The sequence below is a fragment of the Xanthomonas sp. JL1 genome (genome assembly GCF_038405005.1).
In genome coordinates this window covers 24,637-40,943 of record NZ_JBBYGR010000055.1, presented here as the reverse complement: position 1 = coordinate 40,943, position 16,307 = coordinate 24,637, and the positions used below count along the sequence as shown (strand labels likewise).

Below are 16,307 nucleotides of genomic sequence, written 5' to 3'. Positions count from 1 at the left end.
CGTGCGCCATGCCAGCTGCCCAGACCGGCAATCGGCAATCGGCAATCGGCAATCGGCAGTTGGTACTCGCCAGATGGGTACACGCAGCGCCCGTCTGATGCTGCGTGCAGCCGCATGCTCAGACGCCTTATCCAGACACGGGCACCAGCTGCGGCGGGTGCAGCAGCTCTTCCAGCGGACAGGGACGATGCAGACTGAAGCCCTGCACCTGGCCTACGCCAGCGTCGCGCAGCCCGGGGATGTCGGCCTCCGATTCCACACCTTCGGCCACCACTTCAATGCCTAGCGCCAGCCCGACCTGGGCGATCGAGTGCACCGCCGCACGATCCACCGCATCGTGCGCGTAGTTGCGCACGAAGCCGCAGTCGATCTTCAACACGTCCACGGTGAATTGCTTGAGATAACCGAACGAGGCCATGCCGCTGCCGAAATCGTCCAGCGCCACGTGGCAGCCACGCGCACGCACGCTCTGCACGAAACGTTGCGCATGTTCCAGGTCGCCGATGACCGCGGTCTCGGTGATCTCCATGCACAGCTTCGGCACCAGGGCCGGGTAGCGTTCGAACAGGGCACAGACGAAGTCGAGAAAATCCGGTTGCGCGATCGATTGCGCAGACAGATTGACGTGGCACAGGTCCAGTATCGCCAGATGCATCGGGTTGGCCGACAGCTGCGCGCACAAGGATTCCAGCACATAGGTATCGACCATGCGCCCCAAGCCGTAACGCTCCACGGCCGGCAGGAATTCACCCGGACTCAGCACCCGCCCGTCGCTGGCACGCATACGCACCAGCACCTCGTACTGCAGCCGCCCCGGGTCGCTCAGCACCTGGATTTTCTGCGCGTACAACAGCAAGCGTTCTTCGGCGATGGCCAGTTGCACCGCACTGATCCAGCCACCGTCGTGGCGGCGCTGCGCCAGCGCCACATCGGTTTCGTTGAAGCAGCGAATGCGGTTGCGCCCTTCTTCCTTGGCCGCATGACAGGCCAGATCGGCAGCGGTCATCAAGCTATTGACGTCACTGGCGGACTGGCGAATCTCCACCACACCAAAACTGCAGCTCGGCGTCAGCGGTCGCCCGCCCTGATGGCTCCACGGTTGCCCGAGTACGGCGTGCATGCCCTCCAGCAAGGCGCGCGCCTGCGGCAAATCGGTATTGGCCAACAGGATGGCGAATTCATCGCCGCCCAGACGCCCCAGCCAGTCGCCGGGACGCAACTGCATGGTGATCACATCGGCAAAGTGGCACAGGAACTTGTCGCCGACTGCATGCCCGAAGGTGTCGTTGACCAGCTTGAAATAGTCCATGTCGACAAAGCACAGCGCATGGCACATCTGCGGCGATCGCGGCAGTTCGATCAGGAGCTGCAGCCGGCGCTCGATTTCATGCCGATTGATCAGCCCCGTCAGCGCATCGTGGCACGCATGGAAGGCCACTTGGTCGGCCAGGTCGTGCGCATGCGACACATCTTCGATCACCGCCAGCACCAGGGTCGGCTCTTCCGGCCCCGGCTCCACCAGCGATGCGCTCCAGCGGCCCCACATCACCCCACCGTCGGCGCGGACGAAGCGCTTCTCGCCGGACTGCAGCAGCTTGGGCCAATCGAGCATGCCGCGGCTGTCCAGCTTGATGTCTTCCGGGTGCATCACCTCGGCCAGCGTGCAGGCCTGCAGCTCTTCCGGCCGGTACAGCAGGATGTTGGCCATCGACGCGTTCGCATCGAGCACGTTGCCGCGCAGATCGAACTTGACCATGCCCAGCGCCGCCTGCTGAAACGCGGTGCGGAAGCGGCCTTCGTGCGACAGCAGGTAATCGCGGATGCGCCGCATGGCCAGCACGCAGGTGATCAGCACCAGCAGCAAGGTGACCAGGCTGCAGACCACCATCACATCGTGCAGCAGCCGCGCGCAGCGGGTCAGATAGCCCAGGAATTGGGAAGCATCGCGGCGCATGCGGCCATCCAGCACATGCAGCTCATCGCGCAGTGCCTGCAATGCGCGCGGGTCTGGCCGGGTGGCGGCCTGTACCGAGGCGGCACGATCGGCCAAGGCACTCAGTTGCAGGACGTCGCCGTCAGTGCGCTTCCACAGCGCGATGGCGTCGCCGAGATACGGAAACTGCTGCCCATAACGATACAGCCGCACCATATGCGGCATGTCCTCACGGGCATTGCGACCAGCGCCGAGACCAGCGTAGACCGCGTCCCAATCGATCACCGGTTGTTCGATCGCCACGCGCGCCGCACGATCGCCCAGCGGCACTTCCAGCACGCGGCAAGCGGATTGCAGATCGGCTGTATTGCCGCTGCCCAGGTAGCGCTCCATCCAGTACACCGATTCCTGCTGGGCGTTGGACCAATGGCTCTGGCCAACGATCCAGGCGGTGGCGCCGGATTGAATTTCGATCAGCAGCGCCGAGACCACCGCCATGCAGACGGCAATACCGATCAAGAGCGCTAGAGGAAGCGTCAGCCAGCCACGCACCAGTTGCATGATCTGTCCACCGCCGTTTGCCTGCGCCATCGCCGTCCGTCCTTCGCCGCCCCAGTGCGACTCAGGCGCCCAGTGGGCGCCCGAAGACAGTAACGGCCGCAACGGCCCAGTCTGTATGGCAATACCCGCTTGGCGTGATGCACATCGGGTTAGCAACGCTAACCAGGCCAGCCTGATCGCCGGCGCAGTGAGGCACCGTAACGCGTCACACGCTCGCTATGCGAATTTACGCATAGCGATACTAGGCAACCACACCGCCTGCAGGGTGACCCCGCAGGCGGTGCCGGCCACGCTTACTCGCCGCGCGGCTTCGGCGGGCCCTTGCGGTGCGGTGCGCCAGCGCGGTCCATCGGACGGACCGGGCCGTTCGAACGACCGGACGGCTTGCCGCCACGCGGGAAGCGCGGCTTGGCCGGCGACGCGGCTGCCTCGCCCTCTTCCAGCTTGCGCATGTTGAGCTGCTGACCGGACACCCAGACTTTCTTCAGGTGGGTGAGCAGTTCGCGCGGCATGTCGGCCGGCAGATCCAGGATCGAATAATCGTCCTGAATGTCGATCCGGCCGATATAGCGGCTTTCCAGCCCGGCTTCGTTGGCGATCGCGCCGACGATGTTGGCCGGCTTCACGCCATGGCTGTGGCCCACTTCGATGCGATAGCTCTCCATGCCCAATTCCGGCTCCCCACGCGGGGCGACCGGATCGCGACGCGGACGCTCGCCGCCGGCATCGTCGCCACGCGGCGGACGTGGGGCGCGCTCACCGTCGGCCCGCGGGCCGCGCTCGAACTTCGGCTCGAAGCGCGGGCGGTCGCCACGATCGGCACGCTGATGACGCTCGCGCGGCGCGGCGTCTTCGCGTGCGCCACGCACCGGCGGAGTCAGCAGGAACGGCGCATCGCCCTGCAGCAGCTTGGCCATCGCGGCGGCGATATCGATCGCCGGCACGTTGTTTTCGGCCTCATAGCGCTGCAGCAGATCGCGGTACATGTCGATCTGGCCGCCGGCCAGGGTCTCGGTGATACGGGTCATGAAACGCGCCACGCGCGTGTCGTTGACCGCATCCACGCTCGGCAGCTGCATCTCTTCGATCGGCTGACGGGTGGCGCGTTCGATCGAGCGCAGCATCCCCTTTTCGCGCAGCGTCACGAACAGGATCGCGTCGCCCGTGCGTCCGGCACGGCCGGTGCGGCCGATGCGATGCACATAGCTTTCGGTGTCGTACGGAATGTCGTAGTTCAGCACGTGGCTGATGCGCTCCACGTCCAGGCCGCGTGCGGCCACGTCGGTGGCGACCAGGATGTCCAGCTTGCCGTCCTTGAGCTGGGCAATGGTCTTCTCGCGCGCCGCCTGCTGCATGTCGCCATTGATGGCGGCCGCGGCCAGACCGCGCGCCTGCAGCTTCTGCGCCAGCTCTTCGGTGCCGGCCTTGGTGCGTGCGAAGATGATCATGCCGTCGAACGGCTCGACCTCGAGAATGCGGGTCAGCGCATCCAGCTTATGCAGCCCGCTCACCCACCAGTAGCGTTGGCGGATGTTGGCCGAAGTGGTGGTCTTGGCCGCGATGATGACTTCGGCCGGATCCTTCAGATAGGTCTGCGCGATGCGACGGATGGCCGGCGGCATGGTGGCCGAGAACAATGCCACCTGACGCTTTTCCGGCAACTTTTTCAGTACCGCTTCGACGTCGTCGATAAAGCCCATGCGCAGCATTTCGTCGGCTTCGTCCAGCACCAGCGTCTTGAGCTGGGACAGATCCAGCGTACCGCGGTCCAGGTGATCGATCACGCGGCCGGGGGTACCGACCACGACATGCACGCCGCGCTTGAGCGCACTCAGTTGCTGGGCATACGGCTGGCCGCCGTACACCGGCAGCACGCGGAAGCCCGGAATGGCTTCGGCATACTTCTGGAACGCCTCGGCGACCTGGATGGCCAGTTCGCGGGTCGGGGCCAGCACCAATGCCTGCGGCTTGACCTGGTTGAGATCGGCGTTGGACAGCACCGGCAGCGCGAACGCGGCGGTCTTGCCGGTGCCGGTCTGGGCCTGGCCGAGGACGTCACGGCCGGCGAGCAACGCGGGAATGGTGGCAGCCTGGATCGGCGACGGCGACTCGTAGCCGACATTGGCAACGGCCCTCATCACAGCGCCTGAGAGGCCGAGGTCTGCAAACAGCAGCGGCGCGGAAGATTCTTGGGTCATGGGTAACTCCGGAGGCGCCGCACGAAGCCGGCAGGCGCAAAGCCGGATAGTGTGCCTTCTCAGCCCCCCTGCTGTCGAAATTTTCGTTACAGACCATTCAGGTTGTGAGGAATTGCGCGTTCGCGCGAATCATCCTGCATGCCAATCCCCCTTACCTGCCCGGCCGGAGGCATGCCCCTGGACACAGACCTGCAGACCCACTTCAGCAGCCTGCTGTAGCAACACCGCGGCATCGTGCTGAAGGTGGCCGCCAGCTACTGCCACGACCGCGACGAACTGGCGCAGGAAATCGCCACGCACCTGTGGCGGGCATTTCCCGGCTACGACCCGGGTCGGCGTTTTCCACCTGGATGTATCGCATCGCCCTGAACGTGGCGATCAGCGATCTACGCGGCCGGCGAGCCGATCGCGCTGGATGCGGGATGGAGCGCATCGCAGATCCACAGGCGCACAACCCTGTCCGCGCGCAACAGGTGGCCGCGCTATATGCCTTCATCGCACACCAACCGCCGCTGGAACGCGCGCTGCTGTTGCTCTATCTGGACAAGCACAGCTACCGCGAAATCGGCGAAGTGCTCGGCATCAGCGAAACCAATGTCGCCACAAAACTCAGCCGCCTGAAAACCCGTATGCGCGGCGAACGTTGACCCACACCGATCCGCAACCGGAGCAAGACATGGAACTGGATGACATCGCCCTGGCCTGGCGTTCGCTGGAACAACGGCTGGACCAACAAACTGCACTCACCAGCCAACTGCTGGGTGATATGCGCAGCCACGCAGCACGTGCGCAACTGCGCCCGTTGTGGCTGAGCCAATCGGCGCAACTGCTGTGCGCCATCGCGCTGAGCGGCGTCATCGCCCACAGCTGGCTCCCGTTTGCCGATCAGGCGGCAGCCGTCGTCGGCGGAGTGCTGCTGCAAGTCTGGAGTGTTGCGCTGGCAGCTTCGGCGGTCCGTCAACTGTGGCTGTTGTCGCAACTGGATTTCGCCAGGCCCCTGTTACAGACACAGCGCGCGCTTGCACAGCTGCGGCGCTGGCGCACGCGCGTGGCGCCGTGGCTGGGCGTAGCGTTCTGGGTACTGTGGGTAGCGGTGGCAGACGCTGCGTGGCGGGCCTTCACCGGCCAGTCGTTGCCGACCGCCTGGATGCTGTGCAACGTGCTGGTCGGCGTGCTTGGCGGCATCGGCACCTGGTTAGGTTATCGGCGCCTGCAGCGCAGTGCCCCCCCCCCCTGGCTGGAACGCCTCGATGCCGCACATGCCGGCCGCAGCGTCGCGCGTACCGAATCCCTGCTGGAACAGATCGCGCGTTTCCAGCGCGAGTAGGCGGATAATCCCTGCCTCACTGCGACCGAGCACACCATGCAATCCCTGGAATTCGACCTGGACGGCGACTACATCGCACTCAACCAGTTGCTCAAACTGGCCGGCATTGCCGACAGTGGCGGCCAGGGCAAGGCGATCGTCGCCAGCGGCGCGGTCAGCGTCGACGGCGTACAGGAGCTGCGCAAGACCGCCAAGATCCGCCCCGGTCAGCTGGTGCAGTTGGACGATGTGGAAATTCGCGTGCTGGCACTGGACCCGGATGCCGAGCCTGACGCATGAAGGTGGTGGAGATCAGTCAGCGCAACAACGCACCTTCGGCCGACGATCCAACCCACGACGTCTCCATTTTTTCGATCGCCATCGATTCGGACACGCCGTTCTGGCTGGAGCACTCCATCCGCGGCGGCCATGCCGAGCGAGGCGGATGCACGATGCTGGCCTTGCACGAACGGGATGCGTGGCGCGGCGACCGGCGTGCCGATGTGACCAAGGCCGGTTGCGCTGTGGGCGATTCCGAATTCTGGAAGAGGGCCTGCTTACCGACAAGACGCAGGCGGCAATCGATGCAATCCTGGCGCGGGTGCAAGCGTCGGGTCGAGCCTCATGCCTGGCGGCACTGCTGCATCAAATGCCCAGCAGTGCGCGCACCAGTTTGACGATGCCCCAGAACGACACCACCCAGATGGCGCTACGCAGGTACGGAATCCCCGCGGCATACACCGGCACATAGGCCACGCGCGCCCATAGGTAGAGCTGCACGGCGAGTGCTGTTTCTGCACTGCTGCGCCCCGCGACGTTCACTGCCAGCACGGCAGCAGCGAAGATCGGAAAGGTTTCAAGATAGTTGCCGAACGCACGGTCCAACCGCGCGGCCACGCCGGTAAGCGGCTTGGCCGCGCCATCGCGTGCGCTGGCATTCCACTTGGCGCCGCGCTGGGCGGTCATGCTGGCCGAGGCAGCCAGCAATTGCACCAACCCCAGCACCATCGCCCAGCCCAGCATCTGCAGTTCGATCGTCAGTTGCATACGTTTCTCCCGGCCGATGGAACCATCACTTCACCGCCGGGCGCAGGCTGTAACCGGCCAACCGCCAGGTCTTGTCTTCGTCCAGACGGAACGACACCAACTCGCGCACCGGCTGCTGCGCCTTGGCAAAGCGGGTCGGGAAGCTGACGTTGACATACAGGCCTTCGGGCACCTGCGCGCCGGGGCCGTACTTGACCCGCGTCACCGAGCCCTGCCCGCGTCCGACCACCGCACCCAGCCGCGCGCGTTCGGTGCCGATCTGGCTGACGAAGACATCGCGCTTGACGGCGGTCTTGGCCACTTTGGACGCGCCATCCCACAAGGAAGCGACCTGGTTGCCGTCCACCATCTGCGCCACGCGCAGGGCCGCCTGGGTCATTTCGGTGTTCTGCTTGGTCAGCTGCGCTTGCTGCGCGGGGGTGAGCGCCGGCTGGCCTGCGGGCGCCGCAGGTGCCGGCCGCGCCGCCGGGCTAGCGGTGCGACTGGCGGCCTGCGGCTGTTGAGCGAACGCCAGCACTGGAGCCAGTGCCAACGCGATAACCAGACGAGAACGAGGCATGGGACGAGGACCTTGTCAGGATCGGGTGGAAAGGAGAGGCACTGCACACCTTGCGGTACGTAGCGCAGTCTAGGGTGCGCCCTGCGCAACACAAGTCCCGCGTGCAGGGCGGGATGGCGCGGAAGGCAAACCATGGCGAGCGGTGACGAGGAGCTGGTGAACGATGTGCTCATCGACAGTACAAGCGGCGAGCATGGAACCCCGGCGACAGCGACACGCATTGGCGGTCACCAAATCTGGCCGCGGCCGCTTTCGTCTTTTTTTGGAGTCGCCCAGACGCTGCGGATGGCAGCGTCAATTGGATGCGGACGCACGCGTGGCAATGTAGTGGAAGCACCTCGCGCCGATCCCGAGGAAGGCCACGCCACCGTCGGCAACCACACCGCCGCGCCCTCATCGAATTTAGACCTCGCCTCCGGGAGCCGGCGGCACGGCCGCCACACCACGCGGCCGCCACAGGCGCCAACTGACCCAGAAGCCACGCGCAATCGCGGCAATCAGCGCTACCAGACTCAGCCACGTTGCCACCGTTGCTGGCCATTGTTCATGCATGGCGGCAGCGGCCAGACGCAGCACCTCGGCGACACCGAAGCCGACCAGCACCAACAGGGCCGACGGTAGATAGGCCAGTAACACCCCCTTGGTCTTGCCTCGCATACGCCCCCACCGGCTCGGTTGTGATGCAGCGACGATAGGCAGCGTGCAGTGCGATACGCGTGAAGCCCGTCACTGCATTCAGCCTTCAGGGTGGGTCGCCGACGGCGGGTCGGCCTGGGCGGCATCCTGCGCTGGCGCGGTAGCGGGCGCACCAGTGCCTGCGGCAGCGTTCTGGGCCTCGCCGGTCTGCGCTTGGTCGCCGTGCGCCTGGCCAGTTTGCGCCTGGCCGTTCTCCGCCTCACCAGGCTGCGTTTCGACCGTCGGGCTGGCCGGCGGCAGGGCAGCCGCATCGGTTTCGGCCAGCGGACTTTCTTCCGGGCAGGTCGCATCCGGAAAGCCGAAACGCTGCTTCAACGCCAACCCGCAGGCACTGACTGCGTCCAAGTCCGCACCCTCACCCTTGCACTTCTGATCGAAGGCGACCAAAACGCGTCCTTGCGCCGCACGTGCGCATCTGGCGGATGCGTTCCAGATCGTCCTGCACCGCGTTGGTGCCATCCAGGCCGTATTCGCGCAGTTCTTCCATCGTGCGCAGGCGCAGGCTGCGGTTGGGCACCGTCAGCATCAGGTCGGCCACCGCCACTACCACGCCGTTGCGCTCCAGATAATCCTTGGCGTTGCCATAGACCTCGCGCAATTGGCGATTGAACTCGGCGCGCGAGGTGGCCTTGGAGCTGATCCGCATCATGCGGTGGATGCCGACCTTGCCGGCGACCAGACGGTTGTCGCCAGCCGCCAGCACGAACACACACGCGCTATGGGAGATCGAGCCTTCGCGCATCCAGATGGTCCAGGTGGATGCACCGATGGTGTCGCCGGCGCGGATCGCCGCCTCCACCTGACCGCCGCTGGAATCCAGATCCAGGAAGCGATGCGGCAACTTCCATTGCTCGGCCACCGAGGCCAGGCGCCAGACCAGCGCCGCAAACCCGGCGTTGATCTTGCCGGCGTCACGCACCCGCACCAGCCCGGTCTCGCGGCATGGCGCCAGCGCCGCTTCCACGCTGGCCCGGTCCAATGCCGGCAGCAGTGTGCCGTCGCCGGCCTCGCGGCTGTCATCGGTCGCGCAGCTGATCCAGGCCTGGCCCGATTCCAACTCCGCCTGCGGCCATCCCGCCTTGCCGGACTGCGCACGCGGGCGCGGTATGGGGTCGGGCGTATCCACCGACACCATATGGTCGCCATCACCCGCCTGCCCTGCACCACTCTGCTGCGCAACCGCTGCATCGGCGGAGATCGCCGAACGATCGCAAGCGGCTAGCACCAGCACGCAGGCAAGTGAGAGGCAAACCGATTTCAACACGATGGGGGGCACGGACCACGACGGAGATCGCCCGCAGTCCATGGCTGAATGGGCGGATGGGTTGACCCGGCCATGACGCGCAGGCCCGCCGCACCCCTGTCCGAAAACGGCCAGCCGGTGCGCGGGCAAGCGCATAGACTGGCGCCATGCAGATCGCGACGCCCGACCGAACCCAATGCGACCGTGCCCGCCTGGCGCGCGATGCACGTTTCGACGGGTTGTTTTTGACCGCCGTGCGCAGCACCGGCATCTATTGCCGCCCGGTGTGTCCGGCACCGCCGCCGAAGCCGGCCAATGTCAGCGACTACCCCACTGCCGCGGCGGCCAGCGCGGCCGGATACCGCCCGTGTCTGCGCTGCCGGCCGGAGCTGTCGCCGCAGGCGCAGCAGCATCTGGGCGAAGAAAGCGTGCAGCGCGCACTGGCGATGATTGCCGACGGCGCGCTGCAGGAGCAGCCGGTGCAGACGCTGTCCGATGCGGTGGGCTTGAGCGCGCGCCAGCTGCAGCAGCAATTCGTGCAACAGTTGGGTGCCACGCCGATCCAGGTGCACGGGACGCATCGGCTGCTGCTGGCCAAGCAATTACTCACCGAAACCGCACTGCCGGTCACCGAGGTGGCGCTCGCAGCAGGCTTCAACAGCTTGCGGCGGTTCAATGCGGCCTTCCTGCAGGGCTGCGGCATGCCGCCTTCTGCACTGCGCAAGCAGCGTGCCGAGGTGCCGGGCGGCGAGCTCACACTGCGCCTGGGCTATCGCCCGCCACTGGATCTGCCGGCGATGCTGGCCTTCTTGCAGCGCCGTGCGATCCCGGGGATCGAGCAGGTCGATGCCAGCGGCGACCGTCGCGTGACCGGCCCGCCGGGCAAGGCCAGCGTGATCGGCGTCAGCGCGGCGCCGCAGCGCGCGGAACTCCTGCTGCGCATCGGGGCGACCGACCCACGCCAGATTCCGCAGAGCGGGCGGCGCGTGCGACGGCTGTTCGATCTGGATGCGGACTTGCAAGCCGTGCCCGCGACGCTTGCGCCCGACCCACTGCTGGCCGAGGCAATCGCACGCCGACCAGGCCTGCGCGTGCCCGGTGGTTGGGACGGCTTCGAGGTGGCGGTACGTGCGGTGCTGGGCCAGCAGATCAGTGCCGCCGGCGCGGCGACCTTGGCGGCGCGGCTGGTGGACCCTCATGGCGGCCATCATACCGACATGCCACCTGGACTGGATCGCAGTTTCCCCACGCCCGACCAGCTGGCCGACGCGCCACTGGAACAACTCGGGCTACCGCGTGCGGGCGCCGCCACGCTGCGTGCGCTGGCATCGGCTTGCGCACAAGGCCAGCTGCACTGCGGTGCCGGGCAGCGTCTGCCCGACTTCCTCGCCGCCTGCACCGCGCTACCCGGAATCGGGCCGTGGACCGCGCATTACCTGGCCATGCGTGCGTTGTCGCATCCCGATGCGTTTCCGGCTGGCGATTTGATCCTGCAGCAGGTGCTCGGCGCCCCCGAGCGCCTGAGCGCGCGCGCCACCGATGCACGTTCGCAAGCGTGGCGACCGTGGCGCGCCTTCGCCGTGCTGCACCTGTGGCATCTGGCCAACGACCGTAAGGACACCCGCGCATGAGCACATTGCACTACGACACCTTTCCCTCGCCGATCGGCGCGCTCAGCGTGGCCGCCGACGACACCGGCGTGCACCACATCCTGTTCGCGCAGAACCGCTACGACGCCATCGGCCGTGCGCGCTGGTTGCACGATCCTGATGCGCCGCTGGTGCGCGCAGCACGCGAACAGTTGCTCGATTACCTGCATGGCGGGCGAGGCAGTTTCGATCTGCCGCTGGCGCCGATCGGCACACCGTTTCAGCTCAGCGTCTGGCGCACGCTGGCGCAGATTCCGTTCGGGCAGACCTGGAGCTATGCGCAACTTGCGCAGGCGGTCGGCAAGCCGACCGCGAACCGCGCAGTGGGTGCGGCCAACGGGCGCAATCCGCTGCCGATCGTGCTGCCCTGCCATCGCGTGATCGGCGCCAATGGCGCATTGACCGGCTTCGGCGGCGGGCTGCCGACCAAGCAGGCGTTGTTGCAGCTGGAAGGCTGGTCGCCGCGTGGTGGTGCGCGCGCCGACGATCTGTTCGCCCCTGCATCCGCACTACGCACTGGCTGACTGAGGGAACCTGTGAACAACTGGTTCGCTAACTTCCGATCAGTAGCTGGGGCAGTCTCCATAACTCGCAAGTCATTGATTTGCAGCATGAGCGACCGCAGCGATCAAGCGAAATCCCACGTCCGCTCGTGTTGCAGACCTTCCCATCAATGCGTCTCCACAGTGCCAAGAATACTGCTTGGACCACGCAAAGAATGGAAAGTCACATGCGGGACATCACACTAGCGGCGTCATCGCTGCGCCGTAAACTCACGCCATGATCGACCGACGTTTTGGAGTTGCCGTAGCGGCGCTTGCCCTGCTTGCGGCCTGTAGCAGCCCGCCTTCTTCGCGCAGCGCGCCCACGCAGTTGCCAACTGCAGCGGCGAACACCGCATCGGCCAGCACACCGCACACCTTATTGTTGTTCTCCATCGACGGCCTGCGCGCGGACATGGTCGATCGCGGCATCGCGCCGAACCTGTCGCAACTGGCGCATGAAGGCGTGCGTGCGCGCTGGATGACGCCCTCGTATCCATCGCTGACGTTTCCCAATCACTACACCCTGGTCACCGCCCTGCGCCCGGATCACCACGGCATCGTGCACAACAGCATGCGCGACCCGACGCTTGGGGGTTTCTGGTTGCGCACCTCCGAGGCGGTGGGCGATGCGCGCTGGTGGGGCGGCGAACCGGTGTGGGTGGGCGTGGAAAATACCGGCCAGCATGCGGCAACCTGGTCCTGGCCAGGCAGCCAGGCGGCGAGGCGGCGATCAAGGGCGTACGCCCGTCGCAGTGGCGCCATTACCAAAAAGGCATGCGCCTGGACACGCGCGTGGACGCGGTGCGGGGCTGGCTGAAAACCGACGGTACCCAGCGCAATCGCCTGGTCACGCTGTACTTCGAACGCGTGGACGAAGCCGGCCAGGACCACGGCCTGGAATCGCGCGAATACGCCGACGCCGTGCGCGCGGTGGATGCGGCCATCGGCCGGCTACTGACAGGCATGCAACGCGATGGCACGCCTGCGCGCATCAACATCATCGTGGTCTCCGACCATGGCAGGGCCGAGGTTGCGCCCGGGCATGCGATCAGCGTGGAAGACATCGCGCCGCCGCAGATCGCCACCGCAATCATCGATGGCCAGGTGATCGGTTTGGAGCCACTGCCCGGGCAACAGGCCGCTGCCGAGGCCAGCCTGCCTGGCGCGCACGCGCACTGCGACCGCTGGCGCAAGGCAGAGCTGCCAGCGCGCCGGCATTACGGCCGCCACCCGCGGATTCCGCCGGTCGTGTGCCCGATGCATGAAGGCTGGGATGCGCTGTTTCCGAACAAGCTCGCCAAACGCGCGCAGGAAGACACGCGCGGCTCGCATGGCTTCGATCCGGGGTTGCCGTCGATGCGCGCGGTAGTCCTGGCACAAGGCCCGGACCTGGCGCAGGGCAAGACACTGCCGGGCTTGGACAACGTGGATGTCTATGCACGCATGACCCGGCTGCCGGGCATTCCGGCCGCACCCAACGATGGCAATCCGGCGACCTTGCTGCCGGCCTTGCGCGTGCCGCCGGCGGCCAGGCCAGAGTAGACGCGCCAGGCACCTTCGGCAGCGCTGACGAACCGGCATGATCGCGCAGCGTAGGCAGCGATCTAGACACTTGAAGACGCCATTCCATGGCGTCGCGAGATAGCAAATACCGGCAACAGCGCGGGCATGTGGAGCGTTGAAGACACGGCTGCCGCCAGGCAGTGCGACAATCGCGGGATGTCTGGTTCAAATCCCCCGCCGCGTCGCTCGCGGCCGCTGTTGTCCAGCGAAGGCTGGCGTCGTCGTGCTGCTCTATGGGGCGGCGCAATTGCAGTGGCGCTGGTGGCGATCGTGTTCGCCAAGGCCAGCGATGCGGCCTTCCATCTGTTTCAACGCATCACAGCGCATTCGATCTGGTGGGCATTTCTGCTGACGCCGGGCATCTTCGCCCTGCTTGCCTGGCTCACCTCCGGTGCGCTGCGGCCAACGCGCGGCAGCGGCATCCCGCAAGTGATTGCCGCGCTGGAGCACCCCGACCCGGCCTTTCGCGACAGCAACCTCTCGTTGCGCGTCTCGGTCGGCAAGCTCGCGCTGACCACCTTGTCGCTGCTCGGCGGCGCATCGGTGGGGCGCGAAGGGCCCACCGTGCACGTCGGTGCCAGCCTGATGCATGTGTTCGGGCGCTGGTTCGGTTTTCGCGAACCGCGCGAGCTCTCGCACTTTCTGCTCGCCGGTGGCGCTGCCGGTATCGCAGCGGCCTTCAATACACCGCTAGCCGGCGTGGTGTTTGCGATCGAAGAACTGAGCGGGCGCTTCGAGCACCGCTTCTCCGGCACCTTGCTCACCGCGGTGATCGTCGGTGGCGTGGTGTCGTTGGGCCTGCTGGGTAATTACACCTATTTCGGCAAGGTAGCTGTCGCCTTACCGCTGGGCCAGGCATGGCTGGCAATCGCATTGTGCGGCAGCGTGGCCGGGTTGCTCGGTGGGGTATTCGCGCGGCTGGTGCTGGCCAGCGTCGGCGGCAAACCACGCTGGTTGGGCGCGCTACGTCAGCGGCATCCGGTGCTGCTGGCTGCGCTGTGCGGCCTCGCCCTGGTCGGTCTTGCGCTGGTGTTCGGGCAAGGCGCCTTCGGCACCGGCTACGAGCAGGCGCGCAGTCTGGTGCAGGGGCACGCGGTCGTCGGCCATGAGTTCGGCATGATGAAACTCATCGCCAATCTGGTCTCGTATCTGGCCGGCATTCCGGGCGGTCTGTTTTCACCGGCGCTGGCAGTGGGTGCCGGCATCGGTCACAACCTGTCGGTACTGATGCCCAGCGTGGACCCGCGCACCTTCGTGCTGCTGGGCATGTGCGCGTATCTCACCGGCGTGACCCAGGCGCCGCTGACCTCGGCTATCATCTCGCTGGAACTGACCGACACCAGCCAGATGCTGCTGCCGATCCTGGCCACCGTACTGATCGCGCGCGCAGTCTCCGGGCTGGTCTGCAAGACGCCGATCTACCGCGGCCTGGCAGAGCAGTTGTTGACCGTGCAGGCGCCTGCTGGTCCCGCTGCAGAGCGCGCGTCGACGTCGCGGCTCCAGACCTTGGCCGGAAACAGCGGCGAGGACAACGCTCCCCCACGAACATAGGCTGCCGCACTGCTCGCCAGTGGTGCAGCGCAGTAGATCCCCTCTTCATCGTGCTGCTTCCCGAGGTTATGTATGCGTGCAATGCACTTCGAGCGTTTTGAACAGGTCCCGGAAATTCTGCAGCTCCCCGACCCGCCCCCAAGCGATGACGGCGTGGTGATCAAAGTGGCAGCCACAGGCATCTGCCGCAGCGATTGGCACGGCTGGATGGGGCACGATCCGGACATCGCATTGCCGCACGTGCCGGGACACGAGTTCGCCGGCGAAGTGGTCGCCATGGGAAAACGCATATCGGGCTTTGCGATCGGCACCCGGGTCACCGTGCCGTTCGTGTCCGGGTGCGGGCGCTGTGTGCAGTGCCATGGCGGCAATCAGCAAGTATGCTCGAACCAGTTCCAGCCCGGCTTCACCGCATGGGGATCGTTCGCCGAGTATGTCGCGATCGATTTTGCCGAGACAAATCTGGTCAGACTGCCGGAGAGCATCGACGATGCGACGGCGGCAAGCCTGGGATGCCGGTTTGCCACCTCGTTTCGGGCGGTGGTCGATCAGGCCAGAACCGGCCCTGGCGAATGGGTCGTGGTCCATGGCTGCGGCGGCGTCGGGCTTTCGGCAGTGATGATCGCAGCGGCACTGGGGGCGCAGGTGATTGCGGTGGACATCTTCGACGACAAGCTGGCGTTCGCCGTCGAATGCGGCGCGGTCGCAACGGTCAACGCGTCGAAAGCGGCCAACACGGTGGAGGCGATTCGCGAGATCACCAAGGGAGGCGCGCACGTTTCCATCGATGCGCTCGGCAGCCCGACGACCTGTTTCAACTCCATCAGCAACCTGCGACGGCGCGGCCGTCATGTCCAGGTGGGACTGATGCTGGGCGAACACGCCACGCCCAGGATCCCGATGGCGCAGGTGATTGGCCACGAACTGGAGATCTACGGCAGCCACGGGATGCAGGCATGGCGGTACGATGCCATGTTGGCGATGATCCAGGCCGGGAAGATCGCACCACAACGGCTCATCGGCAGAAGGGTGTGCCTGGACGAGGCCATTGCGGTGCTGATTGGCATGGACGCTACGCGCGACCTCGGCATCAGCGTCATCGATCGCTTCTAGCGCGTATCGCCGCCGGCATCGCGCACACATGGGGCGCACATTGATGGGCCGGCCGGGAGCGTAAATCACCGGTCTGCAAAACAAAAAACGCGGCGCAAGCGCCGCGTTTTGGTGTCGCGAAGCGAGCCGGGATCAGCTGGCCTTGGCGACGGTCTTCTTGGCGACGGCCTTCTTGACCGGAGCCTTGACCACGCCCTTCTTGGCAACCGGGGCAGCTGCACCCACGACAACCTTGCTCGCCGCGTGCGAACGCGAATTGCCGTAGCTGGCGTTGTAGCGCTTGCCCTTGGCGGTCTTACGGTCACCCTTACCCATTTCGTCGACTCCTGAATGTGAATACAAA

General features: G+C 66.1%; 12 protein-coding genes and 4 pseudogenes. 9 read left to right on the top strand and 7 right to left on the bottom strand.

Annotated features, from left to right (window positions below; all coding sequences use genetic code 11):
- Positions 1–127: 127 nt before the first annotated feature.
- Both WJW29_RS13170 and WJW29_RS13165 read right to left on the bottom strand, forming a co-directional pair.
- On the bottom strand, positions 128–2,524 hold the full coding sequence (locus tag WJW29_RS13170) for an EAL domain-containing protein (protein ID WP_011408052.1): 2,397 nt from the start codon (positions 2,522–2,524) through the stop codon (positions 128–130).
- Positions 2,525–2,787: 263 nt separating this feature from the next.
- Positions 2,788–4,692, bottom strand: a complete 1,905-nt coding sequence (locus tag WJW29_RS13165) for a DEAD/DEAH box helicase (RefSeq protein WP_011258329.1) — start codon at positions 4,690–4,692, stop codon at positions 2,788–2,790.
- A 231-nt stretch (positions 4,693–4,923) separates the two neighbouring features.
- On the opposite strand from WJW29_RS13165, the pseudogene WJW29_RS13160 reads away from it, so the two are divergent.
- From WJW29_RS13160 to WJW29_RS13145, 4 genes and pseudogenes are all read left to right on the top strand, one after another.
- Positions 4,924–5,339: pseudogene (locus WJW29_RS13160) on the top strand (sigma-70 family RNA polymerase sigma factor).
- Positions 5,340–5,368: 29 nt separating this feature from the next.
- Positions 5,369–6,019 carry a hypothetical protein gene (locus WJW29_RS13155; protein ID WP_075239995.1) on the top strand — a complete coding sequence of 217 codons (651 nt, stop codon included), beginning with the start codon at positions 5,369–5,371 and terminating at the stop codon, positions 6,017–6,019.
- 36 nt (positions 6,020–6,055) lie between these two features.
- The gene (locus WJW29_RS13150) at positions 6,056–6,298 is read left to right on the top strand and encodes an RNA-binding S4 domain-containing protein (protein WP_011258326.1); all 243 of its coding nucleotides are present in this window, start codon (positions 6,056–6,058) and stop codon (positions 6,296–6,298) included.
- Positions 6,295–6,608 (top strand): annotated as a pseudogene (locus WJW29_RS13145) (hypothetical protein); the annotation flags it as partial. The gene WJW29_RS13150 and the pseudogene WJW29_RS13145, both read left to right, overlap by 4 nt.
- A 35-nt stretch (positions 6,609–6,643) precedes the next feature.
- Here WJW29_RS13145 and WJW29_RS13140 read toward each other — a convergent pair.
- The 4 genes and pseudogenes from WJW29_RS13140 to WJW29_RS13125 form a co-directional block, all read right to left on the bottom strand.
- Positions 6,644–7,045, bottom strand: a complete 402-nt coding sequence (locus WJW29_RS13140; RefSeq protein WP_011258325.1) for an MAPEG family protein — start codon at positions 7,043–7,045, stop codon at positions 6,644–6,646.
- Between the two features lie 25 nt (positions 7,046–7,070).
- Positions 7,071–7,604, bottom strand: a complete 534-nt coding sequence (locus WJW29_RS13135; protein WP_011258324.1) for a DUF4019 domain-containing protein — start codon at positions 7,602–7,604, stop codon at positions 7,071–7,073.
- 402 nt (positions 7,605–8,006) lie between these two features.
- On the bottom strand, positions 8,007–8,261 hold the full coding sequence (locus WJW29_RS13130) for a hypothetical protein (protein WP_011258323.1): 255 nt from the start codon (positions 8,259–8,261) through the stop codon (positions 8,007–8,009).
- Positions 8,262–8,339: 78 nt separating this feature from the next.
- Positions 8,340–9,564 (bottom strand): annotated as a pseudogene (locus WJW29_RS13125) (hypothetical protein).
- Positions 9,565–9,710: 146 nt separating this feature from the next.
- Between WJW29_RS13125 and WJW29_RS13120 the strand changes: the two are divergent.
- From WJW29_RS13120 to WJW29_RS13100, 5 genes and pseudogenes are all read left to right on the top strand, one after another.
- Positions 9,711–11,174, top strand: coding sequence for an AlkA N-terminal domain-containing protein (locus WJW29_RS13120; RefSeq protein ID WP_011258320.1), 1,464 nt, complete (start codon positions 9,711–9,713; stop codon positions 11,172–11,174).
- Positions 11,171–11,716, top strand: coding sequence for a methylated-DNA--[protein]-cysteine S-methyltransferase (locus WJW29_RS13115; protein ID WP_011258319.1), 546 nt, complete (start codon positions 11,171–11,173; stop codon positions 11,714–11,716). The genes WJW29_RS13120 and WJW29_RS13115 overlap by 4 nt, the downstream gene beginning before the upstream one ends.
- A gap of 256 nt (positions 11,717–11,972) precedes the next feature.
- A pseudogene (locus WJW29_RS13110) lies at positions 11,973–13,279 on the top strand (ectonucleotide pyrophosphatase/phosphodiesterase).
- 126 nt (positions 13,280–13,405) lie between these two features.
- A complete protein-coding gene (locus tag WJW29_RS13105) occupies positions 13,406–14,851 on the top strand; it encodes a chloride channel protein (RefSeq protein WP_011258317.1) in 1,446 nt (481 codons plus the stop codon).
- A gap of 72 nt (positions 14,852–14,923) precedes the next feature.
- Positions 14,924–15,964 (top strand): zinc-dependent alcohol dehydrogenase family protein, encoded by a 1,041-nt coding sequence (locus tag WJW29_RS13100; RefSeq protein WP_011258316.1) that lies wholly within the window; start codon positions 14,924–14,926, stop codon positions 15,962–15,964.
- 132 nt (positions 15,965–16,096) lie between these two features.
- On the opposite strand, the gene WJW29_RS13095 is transcribed toward WJW29_RS13100, so the two are convergent.
- Positions 16,097–16,279, bottom strand: a complete 183-nt coding sequence (locus tag WJW29_RS13095; protein WP_011408042.1) for a 30S ribosomal protein THX — start codon at positions 16,277–16,279, stop codon at positions 16,097–16,099.
- Positions 16,280–16,307 lie beyond the last annotated feature (28 nt).

What these genes read in the sequence shown, in the direction of transcription:
- WJW29_RS13130 (WP_011258323.1), bottom strand. Translation starts at nt 8,261, where the DNA reads ATGCGAGGCAAGACCAAGGGGGTGTTACTGGCCTATCTACCGTCGGCC.
- WJW29_RS13115 (WP_011258319.1), top strand. Translation starts at nt 11,171, where the DNA reads ATGAGCACATTGCACTACGACACCTTTCCCTCGCCGATCGGCGCGCTC.
- WJW29_RS13140 (WP_011258325.1), bottom strand. Translation starts at nt 7,045, where the DNA reads ATGCAACTGACGATCGAACTGCAGATGCTGGGCTGGGCGATGGTGCTG.
- WJW29_RS13170 (WP_011408052.1), bottom strand. Translation starts at nt 2,524, where the DNA reads ATGGCGCAGGCAAACGGCGGTGGACAGATCATGCAACTGGTGCGTGGC.
- WJW29_RS13150 (WP_011258326.1), top strand. Translation starts at nt 6,056, where the DNA reads ATGCAATCCCTGGAATTCGACCTGGACGGCGACTACATCGCACTCAAC.
- WJW29_RS13120 (WP_011258320.1), top strand. Translation starts at nt 9,711, where the DNA reads ATGCAGATCGCGACGCCCGACCGAACCCAATGCGACCGTGCCCGCCTG.
- WJW29_RS13155 (WP_075239995.1), top strand. Translation starts at nt 5,369, where the DNA reads ATGGAACTGGATGACATCGCCCTGGCCTGGCGTTCGCTGGAACAACGG.
- WJW29_RS13095 (WP_011408042.1), bottom strand. Translation starts at nt 16,279, where the DNA reads ATGGGTAAGGGTGACCGTAAGACCGCCAAGGGCAAGCGCTACAACGCC.
- WJW29_RS13105 (WP_011258317.1), top strand. Translation starts at nt 13,406, where the DNA reads ATGTGGAGCGTTGAAGACACGGCTGCCGCCAGGCAGTGCGACAATCGC.
- WJW29_RS13135 (WP_011258324.1), bottom strand. Translation starts at nt 7,604, where the DNA reads ATGCCTCGTTCTCGTCTGGTTATCGCGTTGGCACTGGCTCCAGTGCTG.
- WJW29_RS13100 (WP_011258316.1), top strand. Translation starts at nt 14,924, where the DNA reads ATGCGTGCAATGCACTTCGAGCGTTTTGAACAGGTCCCGGAAATTCTG.
- WJW29_RS13165 (WP_011258329.1), bottom strand. Translation starts at nt 4,692, where the DNA reads ATGACCCAAGAATCTTCCGCGCCGCTGCTGTTTGCAGACCTCGGCCTC.